The 16809-nt window shown below is 67.6% G+C and carries 14 protein-coding genes; 8 read left to right on the top strand and 6 right to left on the bottom strand.

Translation table 11 applies throughout. The annotated features are described in order from the left end of the window. Positions 1 to 36: 36 nt before the first annotated feature. The 6 genes from I0K15_RS15675 to I0K15_RS15700 all read right to left on the bottom strand — a co-directional run bounded on the left by I0K15_RS15675 (position 37) and on the right by I0K15_RS15700 (position 5807). Positions 37 to 1347, bottom strand: coding sequence for a TRAP transporter large permease (locus I0K15_RS15675; protein WP_196102427.1), 1311 nt, complete (start codon positions 1345 to 1347; stop codon positions 37 to 39). Beyond that, the gene (locus I0K15_RS15680; RefSeq protein ID WP_196102428.1) at positions 1347 to 1853 is read right to left on the bottom strand and encodes a TRAP transporter small permease; all 507 of its coding nucleotides are present in this window, start codon (positions 1851 to 1853) and stop codon (positions 1347 to 1349) included. The genes I0K15_RS15675 and I0K15_RS15680 overlap by 1 nt, the downstream gene beginning before the upstream one ends. 66 nt (positions 1854 to 1919) lie before the next feature. Further along, the gene (dctP, locus tag I0K15_RS15685; RefSeq protein WP_196102429.1) at positions 1920 to 2930 is read right to left on the bottom strand and encodes a TRAP transporter substrate-binding protein DctP; all 1011 of its coding nucleotides are present in this window, start codon (positions 2928 to 2930) and stop codon (positions 1920 to 1922) included. 71 nt (positions 2931 to 3001) lie between these two features. Beyond that, the gene (leuD, locus tag I0K15_RS15690; protein ID WP_196102430.1) at positions 3002 to 3619 is read right to left on the bottom strand and encodes a 3-isopropylmalate dehydratase small subunit; all 618 of its coding nucleotides are present in this window, start codon (positions 3617 to 3619) and stop codon (positions 3002 to 3004) included. Continuing rightward, on the bottom strand, positions 3616 to 5016 hold the full coding sequence (gene leuC, locus I0K15_RS15695; RefSeq protein ID WP_196102431.1) for a 3-isopropylmalate dehydratase large subunit: 1401 nt from the start codon (positions 5014 to 5016) through the stop codon (positions 3616 to 3618). The genes leuD and leuC overlap by 4 nt, the downstream gene beginning before the upstream one ends. Next, complete coding sequence (locus I0K15_RS15700) at positions 5013 to 5807, bottom strand: GntR family transcriptional regulator (protein ID WP_196102432.1); 795 nt, start codon at positions 5805 to 5807, stop codon at positions 5013 to 5015. The genes leuC and I0K15_RS15700 overlap by 4 nt, the downstream gene beginning before the upstream one ends. A 142-nt stretch (positions 5808 to 5949) precedes the next feature. Here I0K15_RS15700 and I0K15_RS15705 point away from each other — a divergent pair, with 142 nt between their 5' ends. The 8 genes from I0K15_RS15705 to I0K15_RS15740 all read left to right on the top strand — a co-directional run bounded on the left by I0K15_RS15705 (position 5950) and on the right by I0K15_RS15740 (position 16780). Then, entirely contained in the window at positions 5950 to 6510 is a 561-nt protein-coding gene (locus I0K15_RS15705) for a nuclear transport factor 2 family protein (protein ID WP_196102433.1), read from the top strand. Next, positions 6507 to 8201, top strand: coding sequence for a hydantoinase B/oxoprolinase family protein (locus tag I0K15_RS15710; protein ID WP_196102434.1), 1695 nt, complete (start codon positions 6507 to 6509; stop codon positions 8199 to 8201). The genes I0K15_RS15705 and I0K15_RS15710 overlap by 4 nt, the downstream gene beginning before the upstream one ends. Further along, positions 8198 to 10276, top strand: coding sequence for a hydantoinase/oxoprolinase family protein (locus I0K15_RS15715; RefSeq protein WP_196102435.1), 2079 nt, complete (start codon positions 8198 to 8200; stop codon positions 10274 to 10276). Before I0K15_RS15710 ends, I0K15_RS15715 begins: the two co-directional genes overlap by 4 nt. Continuing rightward, complete coding sequence (locus I0K15_RS15720; protein WP_196102436.1) at positions 10273 to 10878, top strand: cysteine hydrolase family protein; 606 nt, start codon at positions 10273 to 10275, stop codon at positions 10876 to 10878. The genes I0K15_RS15715 and I0K15_RS15720 overlap by 4 nt, the downstream gene beginning before the upstream one ends. After that, a complete protein-coding gene (locus I0K15_RS15725) occupies positions 10875 to 11744 on the top strand; it encodes an isocitrate lyase/PEP mutase family protein (RefSeq protein WP_196102437.1) in 870 nt (289 codons plus the stop codon). Before I0K15_RS15720 ends, I0K15_RS15725 begins: the two co-directional genes overlap by 4 nt. A 3-nt stretch (positions 11745 to 11747) precedes the next feature. Then, on the top strand, positions 11748 to 13118 hold the full coding sequence (locus I0K15_RS15730) for an FAD-dependent oxidoreductase (protein WP_196102438.1): 1371 nt from the start codon (positions 11748 to 11750) through the stop codon (positions 13116 to 13118). A gap of 287 nt (positions 13119 to 13405) precedes the next feature. Then, positions 13406 to 14547, top strand: a protein-coding gene (locus I0K15_RS15735; RefSeq protein ID WP_422393987.1) for an IS3 family transposase whose coding sequence is annotated in 2 segments (ribosomal slippage) — positions 13406 to 13666 and positions 13669 to 14547 — 1140 coding nt in all. Because the reading frame shifts where the segments join, the coding sequence is not laid out codon by codon here. A gap of 280 nt (positions 14548 to 14827) precedes the next feature. Beyond that, entirely contained in the window at positions 14828 to 16780 is a 1953-nt protein-coding gene (locus tag I0K15_RS15740) for a hypothetical protein (RefSeq protein WP_196102439.1), read from the top strand. Positions 16781 to 16809 lie beyond the last annotated feature (29 nt).

Raw genomic sequence — 16809 nt, forward strand, 5'->3', positions numbered from 1 at the left:
TGATATTTCACCAGGGCGCTGCGGCCCTATTCACACCTACCCCAGGCCCGGCAGCCACGTCGCCAGGACGGGGAACATGATCAGCAGCGCGACGAGAAGCAGGGAGCACAGGATGAACGGGATCGCCGCGCGATAGATCTCCCGCATCGTGGTGTCCGACGGCGCCACGCCCTTCATCACGAACAAGAGCAACCCGAAGGGCGGCGTGGTGAAGCTGATCTCGAGCGCCAGCAACATGATCAGCCCGAACCAGATCGGGTCGAAGCCCAGTTGCGTGGCCAGCGGAAAGAAGATCGGCACCGTCAGCAGCATGATGGAGATTTGCTCCATGAACATGCCGAGGATCAGCAGGACGCCGAACATCACCAAGAGCATGGCGACGGGGTCGAGCTCGAACCCCGTGGCCCAGGTGATCAGCCCGCGCGACGCCCCGGAGAAGGCAAGAAGCTGGCTGAACGTCGCCGACCCGAACACGATGAGATAGGCCATCAGCGTGACCCGCAGCGCCCCGCGCACGGAGTTCCGGATCGCCCGCCACGACAGGCAGCGGTAGAGCGCCGCGAGGATCAGAACGCCGAGCGCACCGAACGCCGCCGCCTCCGACGGGGTGACGATGCCGTTGATCATCATGATCACGATCACCACCATCAGGCCGATCATCGGGACCACGTCGCGGAACAGAAGCTGGATCTTCTCACCCACCGAGATCGGTGGCACGTCGTAGGGCGGCGCGGCCTCCGGATCGAGACGGGTCTGCAGGTAGATCGTGCCGACATAGAGTGCGGCGAGGATCAGCCCCGGGATCACCCCCGCGATCAGGAGCGCGCCGACATCGATCTGCGCCAGCGTCGCGAGCAGCACGGCGAGCGCGGAGGGCGGGATGATGATCGCAAGCCCCCCGGTGCCGAGGATCGGGCCGATCGACATGTGCTTCTTGTAACCGCGCCGCCCCATCTCCGGCACCATCAGCGAGCCCATCAGCGCCGTGGATCCCATGGAGGAGCCCGACAGCGTCGAGAATCCGGTGCCCCCAAGGACGGTCACATAGCTCAGCCGCCCCGGCAGCCGGCCCAGAAGCCGGTCGATCGCGGAGAACATGCGCCCGCCCAGCCCCGTCTGGAAGAAAACCTCGCCCATCAGGAGGAATAGCGGGATCGGCACCAGTGCGAAGGTCGTCAGCGCGCCCCAGCCGTTGTTGAGCAGCTGCACGACACCGCGCTCGCCACCCATGAAGACCCAGGCGCCGAGGATATTGGCCGCGAGAAAAGCCAGCGCCACCGGCATGCCGAGCGCCATCAGCAGCATGATGCTGCCCACGAGCAGCCCGAGCGCTTCGTACCATTCCATCATTCGTGGATGCCCGCCTCGCCGGAGTGCAGAAGCTCACGTCCGAAGACGAAGCGGGCGAACTCGATCGCCATGAAGCTGAAGGCGATCGGGAAGGTGATCGTCAGCAGCCAACGCGGGTAGAAATAGGCCCGCACGTCGAAATCGTTGCGCTCGATATTGGTGAGGAACAGCTGCAGCCCGTACCACGCGAGCGTCAGCGAGACCGCCACGCAGGCCAGCGCCACGGCCCTGCTGACGAAACGGCGCACGGCGGCCGGAAGCGCCGCCGTCACAAGCTCGATATGCACGTGCCCCCGTTCGCGAACCAGCCACGGTGCGCCGAGCATCGTCATGTAGAGAAGCCCGTATTCGGCCGAGGTGAAGAGCCAGGCGAACGGCTGCATCCCGAGATTGCGCATCGCGACGGAGATCACGACGGAGACCATCAGCCACACCAGCGCGAGCGCCGCGGCGACGGCCATCGTGTAGAGCAGCGCGTCATAGGCGCGGATCACGGGGCGCATGCGACCTCCTGGTCAAAGGACGGCCGGGGCGCATCGGTCGCGCGCCCCGGCCCGGATCTGCTTGGATCAGTCCGCGGACGGATCGTAGAACAGCTCGATCAGCCGGTCATAGTCGGAGGAGGGGGCGGGGTTCTCCTCCATCAGCTCGCGCATCCGGTCCCACGTCGTCGTGCGGGCGGCGGCGAGGTAGTTGGTGCGCGCCTCGCCCTCCAGCTCGACAACCTGCATCCCGGCTTCGTCGAGGGCGGCGAAGTCCTCGTCCCGCTTGGTCCGCAGCGCGTTCACGCTGTCGATCTCATGCTGGATCGCGGTGTCCTGCAGGATCTGCTGCGCCTCGGGCGTCAGGCCGTCCCACGTCTCCAGGTTGATGATCACGCCCAGATCCGTGGAGAAGAAGCAGGGCTCGATCCGGTAGTTCAGGAACTCGTTCCAGCGCAGGTCGATCAGGCCGATCTGGGTCCAGCCGGTCGCATCGACCACGCCGTTCTGCAGGGCTGAATAGACATCGCCGGTCGGCAGGTCGATCACCTGCGCTTCGAGGTAGTTGGTGAAGAACGCGTTGTAGACGGCGTTGCCGCGCAGGCGCAGGCCGTCGACCTCCAGATTGCCCTCGGCGTCGAAGGTGGGCTCGTCGCGGGTCCACAGGTTGTAGCAGACCCCGCTGTCGAACCAGCCGAGATACATCACGCCCATCCGTTCACGGTGGAGCTGGTCGATCAGCGCGATGCCGCCGTTCTCACGCGTCTCGATCGCGGTGAGGTTGGAGGCAACGAGCGCGTCCTTCTCCGGCACCGTGCCGCCGTAGAACGAGCCCGGGGTGTAGACCATGTCCACGATCCCGTCGCGCACCGCGTCGGGCTGCTGGAACATGCCGATGGCCTCGGGCCCGCCGCGTACGTCGATCTGGATCACGCCTTCGCCCGCCGCGTTCACGGCGTCCACGAAGGACAGGAAGCTCTGGGTGTAGATCAGTGTTTCGGGGAACGCATGCACCGCGGTGATGGTCTGCTGCGCCTGTGCCGTGGCCCCGGCGAGCGTCGCGACGGCACAGACACCGCCCAACAATTGCATTCTCATGTGGTTTATCTCCTCTCCCTGCTTGTCAGTTTTCGGGCTGTCGTGCGTGCGAACCGGGGGGCGTCGCACGGTCATCGGGCAGCCTCCGCACGCGGAACGGCCCACGGATGACGCCGGTTGCGCGTCTCGCGATAGGCCGCGATGACGTCGGCATGGGTCCGGGTCAGGTCGATGTCGTCCCACCCGTTGATCAGCTTCTGCCGCCAGATCTCTTCGAGGGCGAATGTGGCCTTCGTCGCTCCGACCTCGATGGAGCTGGAGGTGAGATCGATCACTGCCGCGGCGCCATCGCCCGAAAGGCTCGCGATCAGCGCGTCCGCCTCCTCCTCGGTCACGCGCGCCGGGAGGAGGCCGTTGTTAACCGCGTTGGAGGCGAAGATGTCGCCGAAGCTCGGGGCGATCACCGCGCGGATGCCGAAATCGACCAGCGCATAGACCGCCGCCTCGCGCGACGAGCCGCTGCCGAAATTGCGCCGGGTGACCAGCACGCTGGCGTTCGGCTCCCGGTTCAGGGGGAAGTCGGTCACCGGCGCGCCCTCGGCGTCGAACCGCAGGTCATGCAACAGGAACCGGCCATAGCCCTCGGAGCGCGGCGTCGACATGAACCGCGCCGGGATGAGCTGATCGGTGTCGATGCTCTCCCGGTCGAGCGCGACCGCGACACCCCGGTGGGTGGACCAGCCGCTCATGCCACTTTCCGCCCGTTGAGGAGCGGCCGCACATCCGTGAGATGGCCCGTGACCGCCGCCGCCGCGACCATCGCCGGAGACATCAGATGGGTGCGCGCCCCGCGCCCCTGCCGGCCGCGGAAGTTTCGATTGGTGGTCGAGGCGCAGCGGTTGCCGGGCGGCACGATGTCTCCGTTCATCGCCACGCACATGGAGCAGCCCGAGCCGACCCAGTCGAGACCGGCCTCGATGAAGATCGCGTCGAGCCCCTCGGCCTCCGCCTGCGCCTTGACCTGCCGCGAGCCCGGGGAAACCATCCCCGGCACCTTGGCTCGCCGTCCGGAAAGGACCGCGGCGGCAGCGCGCAGATCCTCGATCCGGGCGTTCGTGCAGGACCCGATGAAAACTTGATCCACGGCCACCTCGGTCAGCGGCCGCCCGGGGACGAGGCCCATGTAGTCCAAAGCGTTGGAGACCCGCGTCGCCTCCTTCGGCGGGAGCTTTGCAGGGTCCGGCACCGCCCCCGTCACCGGCAGGGCATCCTCGGGCGACGTGCCCCATGTCACGACCGGCGCGATCTCGGCCGCGTCCATGCTGATCTCGCGGTCGAACACCGCATCGTCGTCGCTGCCGAGGCTCATCCAGTACTCGGCAGCCCGGCTCCACTCGTCTCCTTTCGGCGCGTGGGGCCGGCCCTCGATATAGTCCAGCGTCACCTCGTCCGGCGCGATCAGGCCGAACCGGGCGCCGCCCTCGATCGATAGGTTGCAGAGCGTCATCCGCCCCTCCATCGACAGCCCGCGGACGGCCGTCCCCGCATATTCGAGGGCATGGCCCCGCGCCCCGTCCGATCCCAGCTTCGCGATCCAGGACAGGGCCAGATCTTTCGCGCCCACCCCGGGCCCGAGCTGGCCGTTCACCGTGATCCGCATGGCGGTGGGCCGTTTCTGCCAGATCGTCTGGGTCGCCAGAACATGTGCCACCTCGGTCGCGCCGATGCCGAAGGCGAGCGCGCCGAAGGCCCCGTGGGTCGACGTGTGGCTGTCCCCGCAATTGATCAGCAGGCCCGGTAGGGTCAGCCCCTGCTCCGGCCCGATAACGTGCACGATCCCCTGCCGTGGATCGCCCATCCCGAAGCAGGTGATGCCATGCGCCTCGGCGTTCCTCTCGAGCGTGGAGATCATCCGGGCGACCGCCTCGCTCGCGGGCTCGCCGCGGGTCGGCGCGTAGTGATCCACCACCGCGAAGGTCAGGTCCGGCGCCGCGACTGCAAGCCCCCGTTCGCCGATCTTCGCGAAGGCGTGGTGCGAGCCTTCGTGCACCAGATGCCGGTCCACCCAGAGAAGCGACGCCCCATCCTCACGCTGCAGGATCTCGTGATCTGCCCAGAGCTTGTCGAGGAGGGTGCGCGCCGTCATGTCTCGCGCTTCCCGACCACCGGTTCCCAGTGCCGCGCGTCCCCTGCACCCACACGGGTCAGCGTCATCTCCAGCCGAAAGAGCTCGGGCCGGTAGAGCGCCGAGAGATATTCCACTCCGCGCCCGTCCGCGTCGCGCACCACCCGCTGGACGAAGAGAAGCGGTGAGCCGACCGAGATGCCGAGCGCCTCGGCCACGTCCGGCACCGCGAGCGCCGCGGTCACCGTCTGGTGCGCGGCGGCGACCTGCACGCCGCTCCGCTCCAGCAACCGGAAGAGCGGCTGGGTGGCGAGGTCGGCCTCGCCGTAGCTCTGGGCGATGTCCTCCGGCACGTGCGTCGTGAGGTGGGAGAACGGCTGATCCTCCGACAAGCGCACGCGAACCGCCGTCTGGACCCTGTCGCCCTCACTCAGGCCAAGTGCCGTCGCCACGGCCAGCGTGGCGGGTGCGTAGGAAAAGGAGAGGAGCCGCGCGGTCGTCGTCCGGTCCATCTCGACCAGATGCGGGATCAGCGTCGTGAAATCCGCGGCGATCTGCGGCCCGCCGACATCGCGGCGCAGCACGACGGAGCCCGAACCGGCCCGCTTCTCGATCCAGCCATCGGCAGCGAGTGCATCCAGCGCCCGGCGGATCGTGATGCGGCTGACATCGAAGGATGCGGCCAGCTTGTTCTCACCCGACAGCCGGGTGCCGGGGGCGAGCGTGCCGTTCGAGATCTCGTCGCGCAGGGACAGGTAGACGCGGCGTGCCTTGCCGCCTTCGGGCAGTGTCGGTTGCGCGTGGATCGTCACGGCAGCGCGTCTCCTGTCAGGCGGTGGGATCGTGGGTCGTGTCGCTCCGATCAACCAGCCAGATGGTTTTTCATCACCCTATTTGGACTTTAATTACCCTAAAACCTGTTATATGAAAAGTGCAGATTTCTGGAGGCGCGGTATGCCGATTGTGGAGGCCCATATCCTCGAAGGATATGGGCCGGACGACAAGAAACGCCTGACATCCGCGCTGACGGATGCGATCCGGTTCGTCGTGCCGGCGCCGGATGAGGCGATCACCGTCATGCTGCACGAGTATCCTCCTGAGAACTACGCGCGGGGCGGCGAGCAGCGCACGCCCGCACCGGCGCTGCCGGATCCCGCGAAGCTGGTCCGGGCCTATCTCGACGCCATGGAGGCGCGCGATCTGGAAACCGCGCGATCCATGCTCGCCCCCGAGTTCTCGATGACGTTTCCCGGAACCGGGCCGATGACCACGCTTGCGGAGCTTCTGGACTGGGCGAAGGATCGCTACCGTTCCGTGGCCAAGACCTACGAGGCGGTCGAGGCGTTCCACTCGGAGGGAGCTGCGGTCGTCTACACCCGCGGGACCTTGTCCGGCGAGTGGCCGGACGGCACGCCCTTCTCCGGCATCCGCTTCATCGACCGGTTCGCCATCAGGGATGGCAGGATCACGCAGCAGGACGTCTGGAACGACATCGCCGAGGTGCGCGCGCAATGACCGGCGACATCGATCCGATCACCCTCGCTGTCCTGGCCGGGCGCATGGAGCAGATCGCGGACGAGATGGACGCCACGCTGTTCCGGGCCGCCTTCAACCCGATCATCGCCGAGGCGCATGACGCGAGCCACGGGCTCTATCACGCGACCAGCGGCGATACGCTGGTGCAGGGCAGGTCGGGCCTGCCGATTTTCGTCGGCGTGATGTCCTTCGCCGTGAAGGCCGTGATCGAGAAGGCGGCTGAAGCCGGCGATCTGGCGGATGGCGACATCTACATCTTCAACGACGCGCATATGGGCGGCACGCACCTGTCCGACATGCGGCTCGTGCGGCCCTATTTCCATGACGGCGAGCTCTTCTGCTATCTCGCTTCGGTTGGGCACTGGCACGATGTGGGCGGGGCCGTTCCGGGCAACTACAACCCGTCCGCGACCGAGGCGTTTCAGGAGGCGTTCGTCCTGCCGCCCGTCAAGCTCGCGCGGGCCGGCGCGCTCCAGCAGGACATCATAGACATCCTCCTGCGCAACACGCGCCTGCCGCAATCGGCGATGGGCGATCTGAACGGGCAGCTGGGCGCGCTCGACCTCGGGGTGAAGCGGCTCGACGCGCTGCTGGCCGAGTACGGCGCGAAGACCGTGAAGGCGGCGCTCGACGCCCTGCAGGACCGGGCGGAGGCGCTGATGCGGGCCGAACTGGCAGAGCTTCCCGACGGCCGGTGGGAGGCCGACGATTTCCTCGACAATGACGGGATCACCGACACGGCGCTGCCGATCCGCGTCGCGTTGGAGATCTCGGGCGACCGCATGGTGCTGGACTTCGCAGGCTCCGCCACCGTGACCGCCGGGCCGGTCAACATCGCCCTGCCGACGGCGGTGGCCACGGCTTACGTGGCGATCAAGCACATCTTCCCCGACCTGCCCGCGAATGCCGGGGTGATGCGCCCGATCGACGTGCGCGTGCCCGACGGATCGCTCCTCTCCGCCGAATTTCCCGCCCCCGTCGGCGGGTATACCGAGACGATCCTGCGGATGATCGACGTGATCTTCTCGGCCGCAGCCCAGGCGGCGCCGGAGCGTGTGGTCGCCAACGCCTACGGCACGATCAACGCGCTCTCCATCGCCGGCAAGCGCGCCAACGGGCAGCGCTGGGTGATGTTCAGCTTCTACGGCGGCGGGCATGGCGGCTCGGACGACTGCGATGGACTCAACCACGGCAACGCGCCGATCTCCACCGCGACGATCCCGCCGATGGAGATCCTGGAGGCCGCCTATCCCGTCATGTTCCGCCAGTGGGCGCTGCGCCCGGATAGTGCAGGGGCGGGCCAGCATCGCGGCGGGCTAGGCGCGGTCTACGAGATCGAATTGCTGGAGGAAAAGGCCGAGGCCTTCCTGTTCGGCGAGCGGGGCCGGTTCGCCCCGCGCGGCGTCGCGGGCGGGGGCGAGGGCGCTATGAACGTCTTCCACTACCAGCAGGACGACGGCTGGCACGAACCACCGCTCGCCTCCAAGATGCTCGGCATCAAGCTGACCCGGGGCCAGGCCGTGCGCCTCGAAACGCCCGGCGGCGGGGGCTACGGCACGCCTGGTGCGCGCTCACCCGAGGCCGTCGCCCGCGACGTCGCCCTCGGCTACCTCACTGCGGAGACCGCGACCGAAACCTACGGCCCGGGCTGGCAGGAGGTCGACCCATGAGCCGCATGATCGGCGTCGACGTGGGCGGCACCTTCACCGACGTCTTCGTGCTGGATGAGGCGACGGGCAAGGCCGCGGTAGCCAAGGTGCCGACGACGCGGCCCGACCAGTCGGGCGGGTTCCTCGACGGGATCTCCCGCCAGGTCGACGACCTCTCCACCGTCGATGTCGTGGTGCACGGCACGACCGCCGGGACCAACGCGCTGCTGGAGCGCAAGGGCGCCCGGATCGGGGTGATCACGACCGAGGGCCTGCGCGACGTCCTCGAAATGCGCCGCCGCGACCGGCCGCGGACCTGGGGCCTCCGCGGCGATTTCGAGCCCGTCGTCCCGCGCGACCTGCGCCTCGAAGTGCCCGAGCGCACGCTGGCCGACGGCACGATCCGGACGCACGTCGATCTCGACCGCGTACGTGAGGCGGCCGCCGCGCTGCTGAATAAGGGGTGCACCGCCGTCGCGATCCTCTTCGCCAACGCCTATGCGAACCGGGAGAACGAGGCTCGCGCCGTCGAGGCCGTGCGCGCCATCTGGCCGAACCCGCATGTGAGCTGCTCCTCCGAGATCCTGCCCGAGATCCGCGAGTTCGAGCGCTTTTCCACCACCGCGCTCAACGCCTACCTGCAGCCCGAGGTGTCGGGCTACATCCACCGGCTCGACGGCGCGCTGAAGAGCGGCGGGAGCCGTGGCGAATTCCTGATTGTCCAATCGAACGGCGGTGTCATGGGGACGGACACTGCCTGCCGGCTGCCAGTGCGCACGGCCCTCTCGGGCCCGGCAGCCGGCGTCATTGCAGCGGGTCACATCGCGCGAACGGCGGGGTTCCACAACGTGATCACCGGCGACATGGGCGGCACCAGTTTCGATGTCGCCCTGATCGCGGAGGGCCAGTCGCAACTCGCCCCGCAGACCTCGATCGACTTCGGCATGGTCGTGCGCACGCCGATGATCGAGATCACGACGATCGGGGCAGGCGGCGGCTCCATTGCCTGGGTCGATAAGGGCGGACTACTGAACATCGGCCCCGAAAGCGCGGGCTCCACCCCCGGCCCCGTCGCCTACGGGCAGGGCAACACCCGGCCGACAGTGACCGATGCCAACGTGGTGCTGGGCCGGATCGACCCCGAGAACCCGATCGGCGGCAAGCTCGATCGCCTCGACGTAGCAGGTGCTGCCGCGGCCATCGACGCGCATGTCGGCGAGGTCCTCGGCCTGTCGACGACCAAAGCGGCCGAGGCAATTCTGACGGTCGCGAATTCCCGCATGGCCGGCGCCATCCGGCTGGTCTCCATCGAGCGCGGCTTCGATCCCAAGCGCTTCGCCTTCATGCCCTTCGGCGGCGGCGGTGCGCTGCACACCGGCGCGATGCTGAAGGAGGTCGGGATCGGCCGCGCGATCGTGCCGCGCTATCCCGGCGTGACCTCGGCCATGGGGTGCGTCATCGCCGATATGCGCCAGGACTTCGTGCAGACCGTCAACAGCCTGACCGCCGGGCTCGACACATGCACGCTGGGGCAGGTCATGCAGCGCCATGTCGACGAGGGCCTCGCGCTGCTCGACGCCGCGAAATCCAGCTTCGAGGCGCGCGACACGGTCTTCGAACTCGACATGGCCTATGTCGGGCAGACCCACACCGTCTCCGTCCCGATCCCGGTTTCGGTGGTCGAGGGCACGGTCTCGGCCCCCAGCGTGGCGGAGATCGAGGACGCCTTCGACACCGCCTACACCGCAACCTATGGCCGCCTGCTGAAGGACGGCACCCGGCGGGTGATGAACCTGCGCAGCGCCGTGATCGGGCGGCGGCCGAAGTTCGACCTGACGACGCTCGCACCGCAGGGCGGGCGGGTCGAGGACGCGCTCACCGGCACGCGCCGCGTGCATTTCGGCGACGCCTGGCACGAGACGTCGATCTACGACCGCCTGGCCTTGCCAGTCGGGGCCGAGATCAAGGGGCCGGCCATCCTCGTCCAGCCGGACACGACCGTCCTGATCGACCCCGGCCTGACCGGCTCGGTCGACGCCTGCGGCAACACGATCATCACGCCGGATCCGGCGCATGACAGCGGGGGACTGACATGAGCGACACGATCGACCCGAAACGCACCGCGCTGCTCACTATCGATCTGCAGAACGACTTCCTGCACCCCGAGGGCGCCTACGGCCGGGCCGGGCAGACCTCCGAGGCGATCTCCGCGCTTCCGGCCCGGATCAAACCCGTCGCGGAGGCCCTTCGCGCGAAGGGCGGGACCTATGTGAGCGCGCAGTTCACGCTCGTCCCGGGGCCGGGCGGCGAGCCGCTGATCGCGCCGCACCTCAAGAAGCTGAGGCCATTTCTCGGCAAGGGCGACTTCGCTCCCGGCGCCTTCGGCCATGCCCTCGTCGATGAGCTCGCCCCGGCGGACTACACGATCGAGAAGGTCGCCTATTCCGCGCTCTACCAGACGCGGCTGGAATACATCTTGCGCGCCCTCGACATCGATACCCTGATCATCGGTGGCATCGTCACGAATGGCGGTGTGGCGAGCACCGTGCGGGACGCGCATCTGCGCAACATCCACACGGTGCTCCTGTCCGACGGCTGCGCGGCCTTCCGGCAGGAGGTGCATGACGCGACGCTGGTCTCGCTCGCCTCGGTCACGCAAGTCACGACCTGTGCGGAGATGGTGGAGGCGCTGTCATGACCCTTCGACGCCGCCTCGGCCAAGACGACATCCTGATCGCACCGGGCGTGTTCGACGGCCTGACCGCCGCATTGGCCGAACAGGCGGGGTTCGAGGCGCTCTACCTTTCCGGCGCGGCCGTCGCCTACACCCGGCTTGGCCGCCCCGATATCGGCCTGACATCGGTGTCGGAGATGACGGACACGCTGGCCCTCATCCGCGACCGCGTCGACCTGCCGATCATCATCGACGCCGACACCGGTTTCGGGAACGCGCTGAACGCGCAACGCACCATGCGCCTCTACGAGCGGGCAGGGGCCAATGCGCTGCAGGTCGAGGACCAGACCTATCCGAAGCGCTGCGGCCACCTGTCCGACAAATCCCTGATCCCCGCGGGCGAGATGGTCGGCAAGATCGCGGCCATGGCCGATGCGCGCGCCACCGACGACACGCTCATCATCGCGCGCACCGACGCCGTCGCGGTCGAGGGCTTCGAGCAGGCTCTCGGGCGCGCCGAAGCCTATGTCGCCGCCGGCGCCGACGTCCTTTTCATCGAGGCGCTGCGGTCGGAGGAGGAGCTCCGCGTCGCCGCCGCGCAGTTCCGCGGCCGCATCCCGCTTCTGGCCAACATGGTCGAGGGCGGGGCCACGCCGATCCAGAGCGCACCGGATCTGGAGGCGCTGGGCTTCTCCATCGTGATCTTCCCCGGCGGCATCGTGCGCGCCATGGCCCGCACGGCGGAGGCCTATTATGGCAGCCTGCGCGCGAATGGCAGCAACCGTCCGTTCGCCGACCGGATGTTCGATTTCGACGGCCTGAACGCGCGCATCGGTACGGCGGAGATGCTCGCGCTCGGCGAATGCTACGAAGACGACAGCAGGGGTTGACCGGTGGCCGTCCTGCCCACGCCGCCCGAGGGCTTCGAGATCCATGTCCCGGTGCTGGTCATCGGGGCCGGCGCCTGCGGCCTGACGGCGGCCCTCTCGATCGTCGATGCGGGCGGCGAGGTGCTCGTGATCGAGGCTGACGCCGTTCCGGCCGGATCAACGGCCCTCTCGGCCGGTCTGATCCCGGCCGCCGGCACCCGCTTTCAGCGCGCGGCGGGGATCGAGGACAGCCCAGACCTCTTCGCCGCCGACATCCAGGCCAAGGCGAAGGGAGAGAACCCTCAGCCGCTGGTCGATCTCCTCGCACGCGAAGCCGGCGCGACCGTCGAGTGGCTGGCCGACCGCTTCGCGCTGCCCTTCTCGGTCGTCGACGATTTCGACTATCCGGGCCACGCGCGGAGGCGGATGCACGGCCTTCCGACCCGCTCGGGCCGGGAGCTCGTCGACCGTCTCCGACATGCCTGCGAGGCCGCGTCGGTCGACATCATCTGCAACCGCCGCGCGACGACGCTGTTCGTGGACGGCGACCGAACCACGGGGGTGGAGATGGACGGCCCGGAGGGGCCGGAGCGTGTGGGCTGCGCGGCGCTGATCCTCGCCTGCAACGGCTACGGCGGGAACCGCGCGATGGTCGCACGCCACATGCCGGAGATCGAGAACGCCCTCTGGTTCGGTCACGACGGCAACCGCGGTGACGCCGTGTGCTGGGGCGATGCGCTGGGCGCCGAGAGCCTGCATCTGGGCGCCTATCAGGGCCACGGCAACGTCGCGCACCCGCAGGGCATCCTGATCACCTGGGCCGTCATCACCGGCGGCGGCATCCAAGTGAACCTGCGCAGCGAGCGGTTCTGGGACGAAAGCCAGGGCTATTCCGAAGCGGCCCGCGCGGTTCTCGCCCAGCCCGAGGGCGTCGCCTGGACGATCTTCGACACCCGCATCGCGTCCGTCGCGCGGCAGTTCCAGGATTTCAAGGATGCCGAGGCCATGGGCGCGATCCGCGAGGCCGCCACGGTGCCGGAACTTGCCGAGGTCACGGGTCTACCCGAGGACGCGTTGGCTAGCAGTCTCGCATCCGTCGCCGTCGGCCAGACCGACGTCTTCGGGCGCCACTACGACGGCCCGCCGCTTGCGCCTCCATACTGCGCGGTGAAGGTCACCGGGGCGCTCTTCCACACGCAGGGCGGGCTCAACATCACTACGGACGCGCGGGTTCGGCGCCGCGACGGCACTCCCTTTCCCAACCTCTTCGCCGCAGGCGGTGCTGCGGTTGGCGTCTCGGGCACGGGCGACAGCGGATACCTGTCGGGAAACGGCCTGCTCTCCGCGATCGTGCTTGGCCACGTCGCCGGGCGAGTTGCAACTGCTAACACATGAAAGATGATACCTGATGGATGTTACACAAGCCATGGCGCCTTGATTGGGTGGAGCCGTTCCACATGAGGGATCAACTGACAGAGGCCGAGCATTCGATGGCCGAAAGCGCGCGCGCCTAAGCGCAAGACGAGCTGCCACGGTGGATGATCCGGGCGTATTTCGCGGCATGTGCACCGTCTCGCTTACCTTTCGCTCCCAGAACGAGACGATCGACTTGCCCTGCCGGTATCCGTGTCCTTCCCCCCTAGAACTGGGCCATTACATTGGCCGCGAGAGGGGGATTGGGCATGGCGAGGAAGCGACATTCAGACGAAGACATCTTGAAGCTGCTGCGTGAGATCGAGCTGAAGCTGACGGCGGGCGATGACGTGGCCACTGCATGCCGCGGCGTCGGGATCAGCGACGCGACATACTACAACTGGCGGAAACGGTTTGGCGGGATGGGCCGGTCGCAGCTGTCGGAGATGAAGAGTTTGGAGAAAGAGAACGCCCGACTGAAGAAGATCGTCGCCGAGCTCGAACTGGACAAGCTCATACTCAAGGAAAGCCTGAACCACCTAAAGCCCAGGGCCTGACCACAGAGGAGCTTCGTCAGGCCGTCCTTCACACACGCCAGAAGCTTGCCACGTCTGAGCGGCGGACCTGCCGGGTGATTGGCCTGGCGCGGAGCTCCCTGCAATATCAGCCAACACAGAGAGACGATGATGCGCTACGGTTGGCTCTGATCCGGTTGGCGAAGCAGTACGGGCGATATGGCTACCGCAAGATCACGGAGCTGCTTCACATGGAAGGCTGGCGGGTCAATCACAAGAAGGTCGAGCGGCTCTGGCGTGAGGAAGGATTGCAGCTTCCGCAGCGGCACAAAAAGCGCAAGCGGCTCTACCACAAGGGCAGCTCGATCATCCGGCTTCGGCCCACGCACCCGAACCATGTTTGGGCAATAGACTTCGTGCATGACAAGCTCAGCAATGGGCGCAGTTACAAGATGCTGACGGTTCTCGACGAGTTCACGCGGCAGGCCTTGGCTGTTGTGGTCCGCACCAAGATGGGTGCCGACGAAGTTCTCGAAGCACTCTATCCGCTCCTGCTGCGCCACGGTTCCCCGGAGTATATCCGGTCCGATAACGGACCCGAGTTCGCAGCAGAGGCGATGCAGGGCTGGCTTCGGCGTGTTGGGATCAAGCCCATCCGCATCTACCCAGGATCACCCTGGGAGAACGGATACAACGAGCGCTTCAATGGGACATTACGGCGAGAGGTTCTCAATGCGGAGTGGTTCACGACGACCAAGCAAGCTCAGATCGTCATCAATCACTGGCTCAGGCAGTACAATCACACCCGACCGCATCAGGCACTCAACATGCGCCCACCCGTTCCTGAAACAATATTAGAGAAACCCCTGATCAGTGGCCCAGACACAGGGGGCTAGACAGCCACGAGCGGCGCCATCCCGTCGGTCTCGAAAGCCGATTACGTCGACGCCTACGCTGCGCAATGGGGCGCGCGACCCAGCACAGCCGCTGTGCCCGATACGGCACGCCGGCAACGTCCGACCGCTCACAAAGCTCCGATCCCACGAGCGCCCGCGGCCCGACGCGTCGCTGCAGGGTCAAGCCAAGAGGGCTGAGCAGGTCCGATGGCCTGTCCGGGATCGTCGGTCCCCCTCGAGCCGAGAGGACCGACGATCCCGACACGCCACGGAAGAGAACATGAAGTATCACACGCCCCGCCCGACACTGGCCGATGTCCTGCACTGGGCGGAGACAACCGGCAAACCCCAGGATCCGATCCGCGAGCTGCGCCGCATCCCCGCGCGGCTCGGGCTGCTCGACGCCGATCTCGCGGCCCTCCCCGCCGATCCCGTCGCATTCAACCGCAACATCGCAGGACGTCCGGGCGCGGCCTTTCCGCGCGCGCGCAATGTCGGTGCAGCCTGTGCCCGCGCGGACAGTCGCGTGCGCGGTCTGCTCCGGCAGTATCTCGACGTCTGGGGACTGACCGCTGCTGCCGATCCTCGCGACCGCGCAGCATGGACTGCGCTCGCGGATATCATCGCGGCCAATGAGGGTCCGCCCCGGACCGGCCGCCGCTGGAATACCGGACGGCACCGGACCCTGTCGGTCCTGCGCGCGCGGTGCCGTTGCGCGCCCGCGGACGTGACGCAGGAGGAGATCAATCGTATCAGCGGTGAAGCGACGGCAGAGGACCGTAGATCGCTCCGAAAGGCGGTGCAGTTCCTGAACGGCCTGCGCGATGACCTCCTCGAGATTCCGGAGCTCGCGGCTCACCTTCCGGCGGAGAGGCTTCATGTGCCGGCCGGCTCGTCGCGCGCCCGTCGTATCGACTGGTCCACGCTGCCCGCATCCTTCCGCGCCGCCTTCGACGCCGCCGCCTCTGCGGCCGTTGCCGGCGAGGATGACCATGGCGAGGCGCTCCTGGCGCGTCTCGAAGCCGGAGAGGACCCGGAATACGTCATGGCCGAGGCCGATCGTTCTGCCGCGAAGATGCGAAGCCTGCGCAAGCCGGACGCCGCCCGCACGCGCTATCGCGAGACGGTCTCCTGGTTGCTGCGCGCCTGGGAGGATGAGGGCGGGGATCCGGCCGAGTTGCGCGATCTCGGCGAGCTGACGACCCGGACGGTCATCGAGGCGGCGATCCGATCGCAGATTGCCCGCTCGGATGCGGCGCCCGATCTCAAGAACGCTCTCGACAGCGACACGCTGAAACTGCGGCTTGCGAACCTGTCGGCCTTTGCCCGTCATGGGCTGAACGACAGGAGTGTTCCGGCGATCGTGGAGCTGCTCAAGTCTAAGCATCTGGACAAGCCGCGGGCGAGGCGCAGGGTCGCGCGGGAGACCGGTGTCGTGGCCGAGGTCGATGCGATCGCGGCGCTGTTGCACGGCAGTCCCGCGGTCGCCGCACGATGGGTGCGCGCGCCCGAACTGATCGCCCGCTCCGCCGAGGATGCGATCCGGATGGCCCGTGCGGCCGGGTCCCCGTCGCGCGAGGTAACGGCCTTGCGCCAGTATGGCGCGGCCGTTGCTGCGGCCATGCAGCTGTCGCGGCCGCTGCGGCCCTCGTGCCTGCGGTTGACCCGGATCGCGTCGAGGGAGGAGGTTCCTGCGAACCTCATCCGGACCCCTGCGCCCCGCAAGGCGCCCCGCTTCGAATTCCGATATGAGAGCTGGGAGACGAAAACCGAACGGGCCGTCACGCTCGACGTTGCGAGCCGTGACGCGCAGATCCTCAAGACCTGGCTCGAGCTCCATCGACCGCGCTTCATCGAGCTGACCGGCCGGGGTCATGACAACGTCTATCTCTTCCCGGGGGAGGGGTGTCCCAGGCGCGATTCCGGCGATCCGGTGCGCCTGCCGAGCGGGGTCTATGCGCCGTCGTCTTTCCTCGCGCTCTGGCGCGCGGGGGCGTCTGTGGTCGGCCTCGATGTCACGCCGCATCGCATGCGCCATGTGGTGGCCATTCTTGTTTTGGCGCTTCGCCCGGGCGCCTATGGACTGGTCTCGACCATCCTGTGCAATACCGAGGAGGTGGCGCGCCGGCATTACGGTCGCGACGACGGCAAGGCGGTCTCGCAGGCGCTGCGGGACGCGCTGCTGGCGCACCATCCTGATCTCCTGCGCCGCCATCGGTGGACGGCCTCATGAAATCCGAGATCGCTGAAAGCAGGCTGAGT

Source organism: Pontivivens ytuae (genome assembly GCF_015679265.1).
GTDB lineage: Bacteria > Pseudomonadota > Alphaproteobacteria > Rhodobacterales > Rhodobacteraceae > Pontivivens > Pontivivens ytuae.